The sequence below is a fragment of the Enterococcus sp. 3G6_DIV0642 genome (assembly GCF_002140635.1).
Lineage (GTDB): Bacteria > Bacillota > Bacilli > Lactobacillales > Enterococcaceae > Enterococcus_D > Enterococcus_D casseliflavus.
Genome location: NZ_NGLH01000001.1, coordinates 969,417 through 985,275, shown reverse-complemented (window position 1 = coordinate 985,275; position 15,859 = coordinate 969,417). Strand labels below are relative to the sequence as shown.

At 45.6% G+C, this 15,859-nt stretch carries 11 protein-coding genes; all 11 read right to left on the bottom strand.

All coding sequences use genetic code 11. From position 1 onward, the window contains the following. Window positions 1-59: 59 nt before the first annotated feature. Window positions 60-1,808 carry an ABC transporter ATP-binding protein gene (locus A5878_RS04790; protein WP_086294783.1) on the bottom strand — a complete coding sequence of 583 codons (1,749 nt, stop codon included), beginning with the start codon at window positions 1,806-1,808 and terminating at the stop codon, window positions 60-62. After that, on the bottom strand, window positions 1,792-3,546 hold the full coding sequence (locus A5878_RS04785; RefSeq protein WP_086294782.1) for an ABC transporter ATP-binding protein: 1,755 nt from the start codon (window positions 3,544-3,546) through the stop codon (window positions 1,792-1,794). The genes A5878_RS04790 and A5878_RS04785 overlap by 17 nt, the downstream gene beginning before the upstream one ends. Before the next feature lie 462 nt (window positions 3,547-4,008). Continuing rightward, window positions 4,009-5,652: a peptide ABC transporter substrate-binding protein gene (locus A5878_RS04780; protein ID WP_074534921.1), complete on the bottom strand. Its 1,644-nt coding sequence runs from the start codon at window positions 5,650-5,652 to the stop codon at window positions 4,009-4,011. A gap of 28 nt (window positions 5,653-5,680) precedes the next feature. After that, window positions 5,681-6,391, bottom strand: a complete 711-nt coding sequence (locus A5878_RS04775) for a gamma-glutamyl-gamma-aminobutyrate hydrolase family protein (RefSeq protein ID WP_074534920.1) — start codon at window positions 6,389-6,391, stop codon at window positions 5,681-5,683. A gap of 293 nt (window positions 6,392-6,684) precedes the next feature. After that, window positions 6,685-7,167, bottom strand: a complete 483-nt coding sequence (gene ssb / locus A5878_RS04765) for a single-stranded DNA-binding protein (protein WP_074534919.1) — start codon at window positions 7,165-7,167, stop codon at window positions 6,685-6,687. 228 nt (window positions 7,168-7,395) lie between these two features. After that, complete coding sequence (gene allD / locus A5878_RS04760; protein ID WP_074534918.1) at window positions 7,396-8,457, bottom strand: ureidoglycolate dehydrogenase; 1,062 nt, start codon at window positions 8,455-8,457, stop codon at window positions 7,396-7,398. A gap of 48 nt (window positions 8,458-8,505) precedes the next feature. Then, window positions 8,506-9,723, bottom strand: coding sequence for a dicarboxylate/amino acid:cation symporter (locus tag A5878_RS04755; RefSeq protein ID WP_081343838.1), 1,218 nt, complete (start codon window positions 9,721-9,723; stop codon window positions 8,506-8,508). Window positions 9,724-9,736: 13 nt separating this feature from the next. Then, window positions 9,737-10,669, bottom strand: coding sequence for a carbamate kinase (gene arcC, locus A5878_RS04750; protein WP_074534917.1), 933 nt, complete (start codon window positions 10,667-10,669; stop codon window positions 9,737-9,739). Beyond that, on the bottom strand, window positions 10,666-11,916 hold the full coding sequence (locus A5878_RS04745) for an MFS transporter (RefSeq protein WP_005225376.1): 1,251 nt from the start codon (window positions 11,914-11,916) through the stop codon (window positions 10,666-10,668). The genes arcC and A5878_RS04745 overlap by 4 nt, the downstream gene beginning before the upstream one ends. 15 nt (window positions 11,917-11,931) lie before the next feature. Further along, entirely contained in the window at window positions 11,932-12,753 is an 822-nt protein-coding gene (locus A5878_RS04740) for a DUF2877 domain-containing protein (RefSeq protein WP_086294781.1), read from the bottom strand. Then, the gene (fdrA, locus tag A5878_RS04735) at window positions 12,743-15,751 is read right to left on the bottom strand and encodes a DUF1116 domain-containing protein (RefSeq protein ID WP_086294780.1); all 3,009 of its coding nucleotides are present in this window, start codon (window positions 15,749-15,751) and stop codon (window positions 12,743-12,745) included. The genes A5878_RS04740 and fdrA overlap by 11 nt, the downstream gene beginning before the upstream one ends. Between the last annotated feature and the right edge of the window lie 108 nt (window positions 15,752-15,859).

Sequence of the window (15,859 nt, the reverse complement as noted above, 5' to 3'; positions counted from 1 at the left end):
CCATGCAGGAGGCTCAAGGATTTTCTTTTACGGTTAACATTGTCGGCAATCACCGCTGATTACAGCTGCTCTGCCTGCATTTGATACATTTGCTGATAGATTCCTTGCCCTTGGACAAGACTCGAATGGGTTCCCCGTTCCACGATCTTCCCTTGATCCAAGACCAAGATTTGATCTGCTTGTTTGATCGTTGACAAACGGTGAGCGATCATAAAGGTCGTCCGTCCTTTTTGCAAGATGGTCATCGCCTTTTGAATGATGGATTCTGTTTCAGTGTCCACATGGCTCGTCGCTTCATCCAGAATCAAGATTTTCGGATCAAACACCAATGCACGGGCAAAACTGATCAGCTGGCGTTCTCCACTAGAAAACTCATTGCCTTTTTCAACGACTGGATGATGGATGCCTTTTTCATAACGGCTCAAAAGGTAGTCAGCGCCGACTTGTTTCAAGGCATCGATAATCATCGCTTCGGTGATCGTTGGATCGTTCATTCCGATGTTGCTGGCGATCGTTCCAGTAAATAGATAGGGATCTTGCATGACGATCGCCATTGACTCTCTTAAACTATGACGATCAAAATCAGCGATCACTTGTCCATCCACAACGATTTTTCCGTGCTGCGGATCATAAAAACGGAACAACAGGTTCAAAATACTCGATTTTCCAGAACCAGTATGACCGACTAGAGCAATGGTCTCTCCTGCGGCAACGTCAAAGTTGATATCGTGCAAGATTGCTTGCTCAGGGTCGTAGCCAAAGGTCACTTGTTGGAAAGAAACATCGCCATTCGTGACAGTCAGCTGCTCACTTTGTTGTTTTTCAACCGGCTGATCAGCAAACTCAAAGACCCGCTGTCCAGCAGCTAATGATTGCTGCACATTGGTGATGGTTTGGACAAGCCCTTCGATGGGATCATACAGGCGGTTGATGTAATCAATAAAGGCATACAGCAAGCCTGCTGAGATCGCCAAGCGGCCATCAAGGAAAAAGGCGGCCAAGGTCGTGATCAAAATCAAGATCGTTGAATTTCGCAACAAATTGCCTAACCCCCAAGCGATACTTGAATCGAGTAAGAGGTATTTACGTCCAGTTTTGAACCATTTCTCTACTGTTTCATTAAATTCTTTCTGCAACTGATTTTCTCGTTGGAATGCTTGGATGATCGCCATTCCTTGGACAAATTCATTCAACTGCCCACTGATTTGTGAGATGTATTCCCGCATTGCTAAATTGTAACGAGAGGCATATTTGGTATAAAAGTGCTGCCAGATTCCTAAAATCGGGATCAAAATCAGCATCGCTGCTCCTAAGGTACGGTTCAAAAGAAACAATGCAATAAACGCACCAATGATTTGGATGATGTTGCTTAACAAATTACTGATCACGATCACGTAGAAATTCGACCGCAAGACTTCGGTGTCATTCGTGATCCGTGCGACGACCTTGCCGGCTGGAATCTGGTCAAAGTAAGAAACCGGTAATTTGTGCATATGGTCAAAAAGCTGATCCCGCATTTTTTTGACGATACTGTTGGACATTTTTCGCAATTGTAGCAAGCTGATATAACGAAAGAGGGAACCAATCAAATTGACCAGCAAATACCCAGCGAGTAATTGGATCAAAAGCATCGTGTCTAAATTGCTACTGTTAACCGCCGGTGTCATCACTCGGTCGATCAGCTGCTTGGCAATCAGTGGTGAAGTCAGTTCGAGCGCGGCAGCCAGCAACAGCAAGATCGCACCCACGGTAAATTGTTTTTTATAATAGCTCAAATACGTGAGCAAACGTTTAATCGTTGAGAACACTCGTATCGTCCTCCTTTAACTGTTGATGATAATACTGCTCTTGGTACCAGCCTGGCGTTTCGATCAACTCCTGATGGGTACCACGCTGTGTGATCCGTCCGTCTTCTAAGACGATGATTTGATCCGCTTCGGTGATGGCGGACAATCGATGGGTCACGATGATGGAGGTCGGTGCCTGCTTCATCGTTTTCAAATTCGTGATGATGGCTTGTTCCGTTTTGGCATCAACTGCCGAAAGGGCATCATCCAGTAAGAGAACTTCACTGTTTCGTAAAAACGCCCGTGCTAAGGACAAGCGTTGTTTTTGTCCACCAGAAAGGGAAACGCCTTTCTCACCGACGACCGTTTCGAGCCCTTCTGGCATCCGCTTGATGTCTTCGCTAAAGCAAGCAGCTTCCAGTGCTTCCCACAATACTTCTTCGGAAGCGTCTGGTTGTCCGAATAACAAGTTCTCGCGAATCGTTCGTGAAAACAAGGTATGTTCTTGCGGTACTTCTGCAAAGTGGTTGCGCACTACTGTTGTTTGATAGGCCGTCAACGGCTGCTCGTTGATCAAGGGGACTTGATCAGAGTATGGATAGCGGTGACCGAATTGTCTTAGCAGCGTCGTTTTTCCGCTGCCGGTCTTCCCAACGATCCCTAAGACTTCTCCACGAGTGATCGTCAAATCCAGTCCTTCTAACACATAACGAGCTGCTTGCGGGTATTGGAAATGATATGCTTCAAAACGGATCGTATTGATGGCTTGCAGGTCGGCTTCACCTGGCGTTTCTAATTCATCCCCCGTCTGCAGCACTTCATTGATTCGACGCCAGGATGCGGCACCTTGCTGCATCACATTCACAAGATCTCCTGCTGAGATCATCGGCCAAACGACCATTGTCAAGTACACTTGGAAAGAGACCATCGCACCGATGGTGATCGTTTGGTTGGCAACAAGAAACGCCCCGACACCAAAGCTCATCACAAAACTGATTGCTAAGATGATGGTAATCAGCGGCCCAAAACGGGAATCGATCTCAGAAACGATATTGTTTTTCGCTCGTGTTTCCAGTGTTTTCTTTTGAAACTGTTCCGTGGTGGCTCCTTCTAGTCCATAAGCTCGGACGACCCGAATGCCATCAATGATCTCCAGCACTTCACTGTTCATCTCAGAAACAGAATTCTGCGCTTCCGTAAACGCCTTATCGACTTGCGAGCCCCATTTGAAAATGTAATAGGCTAAAAGCGGCATTGGAATCAAGGCAATCAAGGTCAATAACCAAGAAACCGTCCCAGCCATCATCGCTACGATAAAGCTTAGATACAAACTAGTATTTAAGAAAACCATCAGACCATACCCAACGGTCATCCCCATCACTTGGACATCGTCACTGGAACGGGTCATTAAATCACCTGTTCGGAAACGATGGTAAAACGGCGCCCCCATTTTGAGAAAGTGGCTCATCAATTGTTCCCGTAATTGTTTTTGCAAATCGTAGGAACCAATAAATAAATTAAACGTCCAAACAAATTCCGCCAAATATCCTAACAAGATAGCTCCCGCGAAGAGACTCACATATTGGATCAGTACGGAGTAATCAAAATTATCTTGAATCAACGCATCGATGAACAAGCGCAGAATATAGATCGGTGCAACATACATCGCACTAGCGATCACCATAAAGACGAATACAAAGGTATAGCGCACCTTATGTTCTTTAAAATACGTTGTTAATTGTTTTAATACATACTTCATGTTTTATCCCTCACATTCTAAAAAAGTACACAAAAAAGCTCTGTCCCTTCGGAAAAAGGACAGAGCATAAACGTCGTTATTATAGACATTATCTGTACACTAATGGTTACCGAATGAGGGATTCACTTTATTCAATTTGGTTGTTTTTTTATCAAATACTTTTTGCATCGTAATCCCTCCTTCTCTTTTTTATTATGCTGACTACACCTAACACTTTACAGATAAGTTTCTGAGAATGCAACAACTTTTATTAATTTTTTTTCAAAAAGATTGACTTTTCTAAAAAGGCGTTTCTCAATTTTTCGCTTTTTAACAACTATTTTTTGAAAACGAATTCTCGGTTTATCCTAAGCGTTGCAAGGAATCTGGCAAAATAAAAAAACAGATGCCCCTCTCTTCAACAAGCGTTGTTTGGTCAGCACACTTGGTTGAAAAAAGTTCCTCTGTTTTCTTACTGCCTGTTTATTCTGTGACAGATGCTAGGCGATAGGATACTGTTCGTCCAAAAGGAAACACTTGCACCCCTTGCAAACGATCTGTTTTCAAATACGCTACCGCTCCTTGATATAACGGCAAGACGGCTGTATCTTCAACGATCAATTGTTTCTCGAGTTCTTTCAATAAGTCCCAACGGGCAGCTGGGTCGTTTGCTAAAGTCGTCCGTGCTTCTTGTAACCCTTGGTCGTACCTTTCACTAGCATACCCAGAGGTATTCAAGCCACCTGTCGAATCATAAAATTCTAAGAAGTTGATCGGGTCCGCGTAATCTGGTGTCCAAGTCCCGAAGACGAGATCAAATTCACCTTGGGATTGCAAGTCCAAGCGGTTTTGTAAAGGAATCGACTTGGCATCGATGGTTAATCCAGGCAAATTGGTTTCTAACTGTCCTTGGACAAATTCGATGGTTTTCTTGGCTGCTGCTGTATCTGCTGACAACAGTTCCAAAGTGATCTCGTCTTGTCCCAACTCTTCTTTGGCTTGTGCCCAAAGCGCTTGTGCGGCTGTTAGATCATACGGCAGTAAATCGCCATTTTCTTCACGAAAATCTTGGTCTGTTTCAGGATCTTTGGCAAAGTTGCTTGGCACAAAGCCGTTCAATGCAGTGGATCCATCGCCTAAGATATTTTCAGCAAATGCCTCTTTGTCGATGGCTTGTAAAATCGCCTGACGTACCTTGACATTGCCTGTGACTTCTCGTTTTTGGTTGGCACTTAAATACCCCACCAGCGCCTTTGGCACATAGTTGGCTTGAGCTGAGTTTTGGTATTGCTGCGCGTACGTATCCGTTAAGGTGGTGTAGTCCAGTTCTCCTGTTTCAAAAAGGCTGACACCAGTTGCCGTTTCCTTCACTACTTGCACGTCGATCTTGGTCAATTGGACATTCTCAGCATCCCAATAATCAGGATTTTTCGTTAACGTCCATGATTCATTGGTTCCGTTCCACCCTTCGATCAAGAATGGGCCGTTGCCAACAAAATTTTCCGCTGATAACCCATAATCGGCACCTTTTTCTTCAGCAAACGCTTGATTTTTTGGCACAAAAGGTGTCCCGACCAAAATTTGATCCAGATACGAGATTGGACTTGCCAATGTCAGCTCTAACGTCTGCTGGTCCAATGCTTTTGCACCTAACTCACTCACCTCAGCGTCCCCTTGACGCACTTGACTGCCATTTTTCAACACATCCATTTGATTACTGCTACTAGAACCATTCTCTGGATTAGCAACATATTGAAAGGCGTAGACAAAATCATCCGCAGTAACAGGATCGCCATTGCTCCATTTTGCATCACGAATGGTGAAGGTATAAACCAGTCCGTCTTCTGATACCGTAGGCTCTTCAGCGGCCATCGCAAGCTCAGGATCCCCCTCTTGATCCAGACGGTATAACCCTTCTGCCACTTGTCCGATCATATCGGAACTATTGACATCCGTGTATTGTCCGCTATCAAGGGTTGATAAGGCGCCAGCGGTTGACACTTGAATTTCTTGCGCAACGGCTCCTTGCTCCTCTTGCTGTCCAGAATCCGTCGTGGGGCTCGTGGTACTGCAGGCACTTAAAACCAATACTGTGAAAGCAGTGATACCCATCATTTTCTTTTTCATTTTTCTCCTCCTTGCGTGACCCTCTTTCTTACAATACGTCAACGACATACTTGAAAACCGCTTGTTCTTGTATAAGCGCATCATAGGCAAAATCAGGATGCCATTGAACCGCCAACAAGCGCTGACCCACGTGTTCAATGCCTTCAATGATGCCATCAGGACTCCAAGCTGTCTTTTGCAATGGACGAGCCAATCGATCCACCGCTTGATGATGAAAGGAATTAACCTTTGTTTTTTGACCGTAAACACGAGCCAACATGCTTTTTTCAGCCGTCACGATGGCATGGGTCGGCACTTCTTTCGGAATCGGCGCCTGCATATGAATGATCTCACTGAAGGTACTGATGTCTTGCTGCAGCGTGCCACCGAATGCCACGTTGACCAGCTGCATTCCCCGACAAACCGCAAAAATTGGTTTCTTTTGCAGCAGCGCTTCATCGATCAGCGCTAGTTCAAACTCATCCCGTGCCAACAAGCCGCTTCCAGTTGCCTGATGGGCCTCCTGCCCATAAAACTTGGGTGAAATATCTTGTCCACCAGCTAATACCAGTTTATCGATCTGTGAAACATAGTCCTTGGCTGCAGCTGGCTCACTGATTGGCACGAGCAATGGCAGTCCGCCCGCTTGCTGGATCGCTCGCACATACCCTAATGGTGTGTAGGCGATCGGCAAATGATGCAGCACATCGCCAGCATCTTGCACTTCATTCGCAGCGATCCCTATAATTGGTTTGCCCATCGACTTCCCTCCCTGATTAACGATTTTTTAAGAAAAAAGCGGTATCTAGCATTTGAACAAGGCAAGCGCCGCTCTTTTCCTCAAGATATGTTTCAACTATTCTAAACCAATCCGCACTTTTTGTGAAACACTATTTTCACTTTCGCGATCATTTATTACAATCACCATTCTATTTAACCCCCTCTTTGATAAGCAATAAAGAACACCGCTAGTCAGATATAGTTGAATTTTGCCAATGCTTTCTCTACGTAAAAAAACATGCGAGAAGCCGTTGCTTTCCGCATGTTTCGTCATTAAAATAATCGATTGTCTTTTAAAAACTCCAGCATTTGTGTTTTTAGGGGATCTTTTTCATTACGGATCGACTTTGTTTGCGTCGTTTCATCAAGTGTCGATGGCCGCGTTTTAGGAAAAGGCGCCGCTGGTTCTTCTGCCAACTCTATGATTTGGAAGCTATCCACCACCACTTCTGCCGCACAAAGTCTCTGACCTTCTGGTGTTTCATAAGGACAGCCTTGCAAGTGTCCATTGATTTTGATACTTGCCCCTTTTTGAGTATACCGTAAAAAGGTCTCTGCCTGTTTTCCATGAATGACGCAAGCAAACCATTCATGGTGCACTTCTTCACTGTTTTGCCATTGAGACACAATGACAAGATCAAAACGTACGCCCTGATCGTCCGCCGCATCAAACGCTTCTTTACTAGGCATCTCTGCGATTTTCCCAGTAAGAACCACTTTATTCATTGCCACGTTGCATCCTCGCTTTTCTCTCATTTCTTGAGTGATCTTACCTTATGCGACCTATTCTACCACATTACAAAAAACAAGCAATCAAAGGTCGAATGGCTTAAGAAATGCTTTGAACAAAATGAACCAACTCAAAGAATTCGTCTAATCTTTCCAATAATGTGCGATTTTCTGACTGAAAACTTCTCTTTGCTCCACACAGCAAAAAAACAATTGGTTCAATCCCCCTCTGAACCAACTGCCTTTTGCGGATTTTTATTTAGCAAAGGAATCTTGACTACCATAGCGATCAAAATGGAGGGTTTCGCTTTCGAGATAATCGATGATCGCTTTGGGGATTATGACCCCTTCTTGCTGGGCTTTTTCAAAGTGTATTTGGCTGATCTCTCCAGGATAGTAGACTTGTGATTGCCCTTCTACTGGCGGGATTGCATGCAGCTCAGTCACCATCTGATCGATGCTTTGCTTGAAGGTTTCGGTGTTGGTAAAACGAGATGGATCGATCACAAGAAGGAATTGTCCTAAGCGGCGTTTTTCCGTCAAGTCCGCATACATGGAGGTGACCTGTTTACCAAAAGCCAAGCCTAGCATCGAGCCAGCTAAAATATCCACCATCATCATCAAGCCATATCCTTTAGCACCAGCGATTGGCAATAATCCTTGGACAGCATAGGGATCGGTGGTAGGCAAGCCATGCTCGTCTACTGCCCAAGTATCGGGGATCTGCTGCTTCTTCGAGCGAGCATCCAAAATTTTGCCCCACGCTTGAACCGTCGTCGCCATATCAAAAACCACCGGTGGATGATTGGCTCGTGGTGCAGCAAACGCGATTGGATTGGTGCCAAAATAGTTTTCGGTCCCACCAAAAGGCACCGCCATCGGATCCGATTGACACATGGCGATCGCTACTAAGTCGGCTTCAGCAGCCTGTTTGACGTAATACGCCATCGTCCCGCTATGGCTGGTCTGCTCGATTCCTACTGCAGCGATCCCGGCTTCTTTTGCCAGATGAATGGCGATCGCCATCGCTTCATTGCACACATAATGCCCCATGCCGTTATCTCCGTGGAAAATTCCGGTAGCGGCGCCTGTTTTTTCAAAAGACATGTTTGGTTCCAGCGTGATGCCACCTTTTACTAAACGCTCGGCATAGTAGTCCATCCGCACGGCACCATGAGAATGGATCCCGCAAGCATCCGCAAAGGTCAAATGCGCCGCTGTTTCACTGGCAGCGGCTTCTGGCAAACCAGCAGCCAATAGTTTCTTTTTCATCAATGCTTCTAATTCCAGCAGAGAACGTCTGCTCATTTCTTCCATCTTTTCTCCTCCTTAGAAAAAGAGAAGCACGCTTGGCAACGGCTTCTCTTATTGATTAAACACGCGATAATCCAGTTCATCGGCTGACTTAGCGATCAGCAGCGCTGAATAGACGTCTGAGTTCACGTTCAAAATTGTCCGCAGCATGCCAACAAACCATTCGACACCAGCAAATAGCGCAATGCTTTCGATTGGTAAACCAAGCTGGGGAACGATGATTGCCAAGGAAACTAACCCCGCTCCGGGAACAACTGCATTGGCTAAAGAAACGAAAGTCGCAGTTACAGCTACCGTCACCATTTGGATCCCGTCAAAGTTGATTTGATACATTTGGGCGATTGTCATGACGGTAATCGCCATATGCATCGCTGACCCATTGCTGTTCAAAGACATGCCCAATGGCAATACCAAATTGGTGATGCGGCTACTGAGTCCTAATTTGTTCTGGGATTCTTCCATAGCGATCGGCAGCGTGATGGCAGAGGAGGTTGTCGCCAATGCCATGACCGACATATTCTTCATATTTTTGATCAATCGTAACGGATTGATCCGACAATACACGGTCAATAAGACTAGCCACAGCCCAAGGAACGTGACGGTGGCTAGACCGTAGACGAGCAAATAGCTGCCTAATGGCAAAATGATCTGCAAGCCCAGGGAGCTGATCGTTGAAGCGATCAATGCAAAAATACCGATTGGTGCCACGATCATCACGTAACGAATGATGGCAATGACGACCTCATTCAGATCCACGATCAGCCCATAAAGAGATGACTCAGGTTTCTTTTGCATAAAGCGATTGAGGGCAACACCAAAGAACAACCCAAAAACGATGATTTGAATAATTGACCCTTTACTCAACGCATCGAAAATATTCGTGGGAATAAAGTTGATCACTGTCTCTGATATAGAAATTTCTTGTGCTTGCAGAGGTTCGCCGGCAGCTTGTGAAAAGTCGATCCCTTTGCCTGGAGCAAAGAAGAGCGCCATCAGCACGCCCCATGCAGCAGCGAATAAGGAGGAAATCCCAAAGACAGCGATCGTTTTTCCACCCAAACGAGTGAGTTCTTTCGGGGCAATCCCCCCAACTGCTTGAATGATTTGTCCAACGATCAATAACGGGATCGCCATTTGCATCAGACGCAAGAAAAGATCGCCCAAGATTTTTAGGAATGAAGCGGCTTGCCCAAAGAACAAACCGCAAAGAATCCCTAGAAGAACGGCAATAACGATCTGCGTCACCATCGGTAGTTTTTTTGCTTTCACTTTGATCCCCTCTTTATTTTCGAAGTATGGTTCCTGTATGCTGATCTAGTTCAGCTAACTTTTCGATTGAGGTAATAATCGCGGTTCTGGCTGCATCTTCTTCAACAAAATCAATCGCAGCTTCTATTTTTGGCAACATACTTCCCGCTGCAAAATGGCCTTCCTCGATGTAGCCCTTGGCTTGTGCCACACTGATTTCCCCTAAGGCTTGCTGATTCGGCTGATTGTAATTGATGTAGATATTGTCGACACCGGTCAAAATGATCAGGCGATCGGCCTGCACATCTTTTGCTAAGACACTGGCGGTAAAGTCTTTGTCGTTGACGGCTTCCACGCCAGTAAACCCATTATCGTTGCGAACGACAGGTACGCCACCGCCACCGGCACAAATCGTGATCACACCTGCATCGACCAATGTTTTGATGGCTTCTTTTTCAACAATTTCTTGCGGTTTCGGCGATGGAACCACTTTGCGGTAACCACGCCCAGCGTCTTCTTGATACACCCCGCCATTGGCTGCCATCGCAGCATTGGATTCCTCTTCACTATAAAAAGGTCCGACTGGTTTGGAAGGTCTCTCAAACGATGGATCTGCTGGATCGACACGAACTTGGGTGACTAATGAGATCACCGATGGATGTGCTTGACGTGTGGCAAACTCATTGATCAAGGCATTTTGCAGCCAATAACCGATACTTCCTTGGGTCATCGCTACGCAGCTGTCTAATTTCAATTGGGGATTTTTTTCACTTTCCCCGGCTTTTTGCTGCAACAGCAAGTTGCCGACTTGTGGTCCATTGCCGTGACAAACAATGACTTTTTCCCCTTTTTCGACAAAATCGGCAATATAACGTGCTGCTTGCGCAACAACTGCTTTTTGTCCTTCATCACTGGGGTCTTTATCTAAAATAGCATTACCGCCTAACGCGATCACATTCAAACTCATTTTATGCTCTCCTTCTGATTTTCCTTTGCTAATACGGCAAAAACACCTAATCCGATCAGCAGTAATAGACAAGACAGGTAAAACCCGACCTGCATCGATCCTAAAGAATCGGCTAAAAAGCCAGTAACATAAGGTGCTAAGATCGACCCCGACATCCCGATAAAGTTATAGGCACTCAAGGTCGTTCCTAAGGCGCCTTTTGGTGCGTTTTTCGTCACAAAGGTCACGACGATTGGATCAAGCGCCAGCTTGCCAGTCAATCCATACAAAATCAAAACAGTGATCAGTAAGGTACGATCCGTTACAAAGGCAATGGCAAATACGGAAAGGGTCGCCAATGGGACCAATAAATAGACTAATTTTTTCGTTGCGCCTGTTTTATCATTCAATCGAGCAAAAATCAACGCACCTGGAATCGATGCCCATGGGACTAAGGAAGCAATAAAGCCGACACTCGCCCCTTCAAAGCCACGCTCGGCAATCAAGAATTGCGGCAACCAAGTAATGATTACAAAGTTTGCATAAATGCTGGTAAAGCAAAGAACAAAGGCTGCCACGAGATTGCGGTTTGAAAAAATCTGCTTCAAGGAAATCTTTTCTTTTGGCCCTTCTTCTTTTATTTCTTGTCCTTCATCTTCTGGACGAATCACTTTTTCTTTCAAAACAAAATAGAACAAGACACCAACGATCAAGGTCGGAATTGCCATTAGGAAGAAGGGTTGGCTCCAATGGCCCCCGTTATCCAAGACTAATTTACTAGAAAGCAAGTACCCGCCAGACGTTCCAAACGCCATCCCACTGTTGATAATGGCATTTCCGACGGTTCGTTTGTTGTCGGGAATCGCTTCGGTAGACAATGCGTATTGCGGACCGTAATAGGCACCTTGACCAATCCCTGCAATGGCACGAATCACTAAAAACAAAACAAAGCTTGTGGCTAGCCCACTGAAGTACGTAGTCACCGCCAATAAAACAAAGCCTAGAGCGATCACTAATTTGCGACCGATTTTGTCGCCGATGATCCCAAAAGGAATTTGCGCAACGGCATAAGTCAAAAAGAAAATACTATTGGCAAGTCCTAGTTGTGTGTTACTTAAATTGAATTCTTCACCGATCACACCCATGATTGGATTGAAGATCGTCCGTGTGGCGTACATTAAAATCCAGCCGACAAAGAAAATAGCAACGACTTTTTTCCAGTAAGAATTGCTTACTTTGACCGCATCTTTCTGGTTACTGATTTCCATGATTTCTCCCCTTTTCTATTCTTTCTCCTCAAGTGACAATGACTCCAACGCTAACAACAACCCAAAGCTAAGATCTTTGCCTGACGAATGACCGATGGACATCAGCTGCTGCACATCGTTTTCCAGCACCTGCGGTTTTTTACTTTTTACGTCTTGGAATAATTGCAGCATTACCGAATTGACATACCCTTGACTGGCACTTTGAATATATGCAAGGCTGACATCCGTCGTAGACAGCGGTTTTGCCAATGCTTGCGCTAACGTTTCGGCTTCTGGCTGCTGCAAGGCATAGAGCATCGCTTGATAGGCAACGAGAAGATCATCGCCGCTAGGTGTCAATCCTTTGCCGCGGCCAATCAGGTGGTCAATGATTGGTTCCCAATCTGAGACAGGCTGCCGCAATGCCGCAAACACTGCTTGGGTTTTCTCATCTTCTGGCAACCCAATCTTGGTTTCTAGTTCTTGCTGAAGCAGTATTTCTTTCAAAAGCTGCAATTCCGCAGAGGTGAAGGATAACTCCTTCACCTGCAGCGAAACCAATTCTTTCTCCTCTAATGAAAGAGAAAATGTTCCTTTTGTGCTGTAAAAGGTCAGACCATGCTCTCGGACTTGCACGCGATTGCCGACTTCGATCAAAGGCAAGACTTGTTCAAACAATGCATTGGGTAAAAAGACCCCGAAGCCAGTCAAATAGTTGCGATAGTTGTTGATATTGACCAGCTGCTGCCCGATCATCACATTGAATGAACGATCAAACACGCTATGCACCCGACCGGTACGACCGAATCGTTGCAGTGGGTCTAGATAATCACTGATTTTGATTTTCTCAGTCAACATCGATCCCCAGATCCTTCGCATAAGCCGTCAAGGCATTTTCAAAACAGCCTAACGGTGCACGCACCGTGCCTGCGCCGACTTGACCGACACCTGCTTCTTTATGGGCGATCCCAGTATTAATGATTGGGGTGATGCCTGTTTCAACGACTTTGCGGATGTCGATCCCCAAACAAGTCCCTTGGAAATCCCATGTTGGGATCGAGAAGGTCGGATTATGACCGAAACAGATTTTTGCCATTTCATTGGAAGTTTCTAGCGCATCTTCAAAACCACCAGCGCCGACAAAGCGTGTTACCCCTGGTGCGGCTACCATTGCCATTGCTCCGACACCGACGGTTTCAGTAATGGCACTGTCCCCAATATCGGGATTGCCATCTGCTTCGGTAAACCCAGTAAAGTACAAACCTTTCGGCGTATTGACTGGTGCAGTATGCCATTGGTCTTCTGTTTGGGCGACACGAACCCCAAAGTTAACACCGTTTCTCGTCATGGTGGTCACGATCGTTCCTTTGGCATCGACACGGGCACTTTCAACGATGGCTTTGCCAGTTGCCATCATGATATTCAAGAAGAACTGATCGGTATCTGCTAAGAACTTGATCACTTCATATTTTTGCTTTTCATCGATCTCTGTTTGGATGATCAACGGCGCGATTTCTTTCAAAAAGTTCAATGATGCTGCAATATTTCGTTGATGGAATTCATCCCCCATTGTGATCGACCGGGCAATCAATACATTCAAGTTGATGCCTTCTTCTGTTAATTGCAATGCCTTGGCAATGGTTGGTCCTAAGACGTCTTTGATCCAATCCAAACGATCGATGACTTCTTGTGAATAGGCACCAAATCGTAAGACTTTACCGATCCCTTCGTTCAAAATACAGTAGGCTTTGTTGCCGACAAGGCGGTTTTCAACCACAAAGACAGGCATATTCCCAGAAGTGATTCCCCCCATTGGTCCAACTGCCTGGACATGGTGACATGGCATAAAGCGGACTTCCCCACTTTCGAGTAAGCGGCGAGCTTCGTCTTCATCCTTCGCCCAGCGTTCAAACAAGGCAGCGCCGATACAAGACCCTTGCATCGGTCCCGTCATTTCCGACCATTGGATCGGCGGTCCTGCATGCAGCAAGGTTTTCTGGCTTTCGTTTAATTCAGCGATCACTGATTTAGCTGGAACGACATCAATCAAGAATGGTTGGGCATTTTTGATTTTATCCGTCACTGCTTGGTTTTCAGCTGTGATTTTTTCGTCAAATTCTTCTAACGCGTCTAAAATACGGATCATTTTCTTGTTGCCGTTGGCACGAGGACGCCAGTTAAATTGTTCTGTTTTCCCGCCATATTGCAGGATCGATTCATTGAAGCTTTGCAAGCCAACATTGATGATCCGTGGTTTGGTGGTCAACAGCTCCATCACTTTCTCGCTAACTGTCGGCACCTCAACTTTGCTACCAGTATAGTCATTGACCGCTTTGTCTGCTTCAGAAAGAGTCGCCCCTTTTAAGGCGAGGGCTAATTGCACTGCTTGAGCATTGCTTGGTGCCACATAGACGCCAGCTGCTTTCAAACGGTTGACTGCTTCTTGATAGTTTTGCGGATCTTTTTCAGTTCCGCAGACGGTAGCAACAAAGTACAACGCGCGATCGGCTGCTTGGGCTGTTTGCTGTGCAGCTTCGATGGCTGGTAACAAAGCTCCTACCATATCTGCATGTGCGCCGTAACCTAACACCACATCAAATAAAATGACCCCGGTTTGCTCATCTTGCGCATAGTCTTCGATTTTTTTGATGCGCACTTCAGGATCGATCATTGGGTGCGGTTTGCCTTGGGTATAGATATCATCACCAAGGTCGATCACATCATAGCCGTGGGAATGCAAGATATAGCCTTCTTGTTTTACAAGGCCTTCTAGATTCAAGGCTTCGGAGATCAGCATTCCTGCTTCGGCAGCTAATGTACCGCCAGAATAAAGACCTTTGACCACTTTGTCTTCAGCGAGTTTGGGCACATCTGGGGTTGCCACGCGTTCAAAATAGTTCGCTTTGACGGGTTCTTCATTGGCAAGATCAACAGCGATGCGCGCTGTTTCTTCCAGAGTATGTGCCAAATAGACTTTTCCTTCATGGGCTTCTGGTTTTTCTCCTAAGAAAATCGCTACCACAGGTTTGCTGATACTTTGCAGCAATTGAACGACTTCATCCCGCACTTCTTTTGCAGGTGGTTTCGAAATCACGCAAATCACATCTGTCGGTTCATGATTTTCTAAAGCAACGATGGCATCTTTGACAGTGATCGCCCCAACTTTGTCGCTTAAGTCACGTCCGCCGGTCCCAATGGCATGAACGACACCACCGCCTAATCGGTCAATGATCGTCGTCACTTCTTGAATCCCCGTACCAGAGGCACCAACGACGCCGATGTTTCCTGGTGCCACGACATTCGTGAAGGCAATCGGAATGCTGGAAATAATACCGGTCCCACAGTCTGGCCCCATCATCAATAAGCCTTTTTCATGAGCCAGCTTTTTCAAACGCACTTCATCTTCGATAGCGACATTGTCCGTAAACGAGAAAACATGCAAGTCATTTTTCAAGGCTTTTTCCATCTCGGCTGCGCCATATTCCCCAGGAATACTAAATAATGCAACATTGGCATCCGGCATTGCGCTCAAGGCTTCTTGCCATGAAGCCGCCGCTGGCGTTTCTTTGCCTTGATCTTTTGCTGAAAGATCAGCTAAAAATGAATCGATCGCTGGCATTACTTGATCCATGATCTGTTCGTTTTGGCTATCGACTACGATCATCATATCGTTGGGTGAAGCACCTTCAGCCTCTTCAGAAAGCAAGCCAGTGTTATTTAATATGTCTTTGTTTGCATCCGTCCCCATCATGATTTGACTCATTTCGACATCGCCTAGATCATTGATCGTATTCGTCAGCAGCATTAAGTTAATGGAATCTTGGTAGTTATTCTTTAAGATTACTGTATGCAGCATTTGTTCTCCTCCTTTTCTTATACTCTCATTCTAACGAGCCTTGTTTGCGTTTTCATTGGATAAAGTTCTAAAAAAATGCTATACTTTTTATCCAAAAGAGAAAAAAGG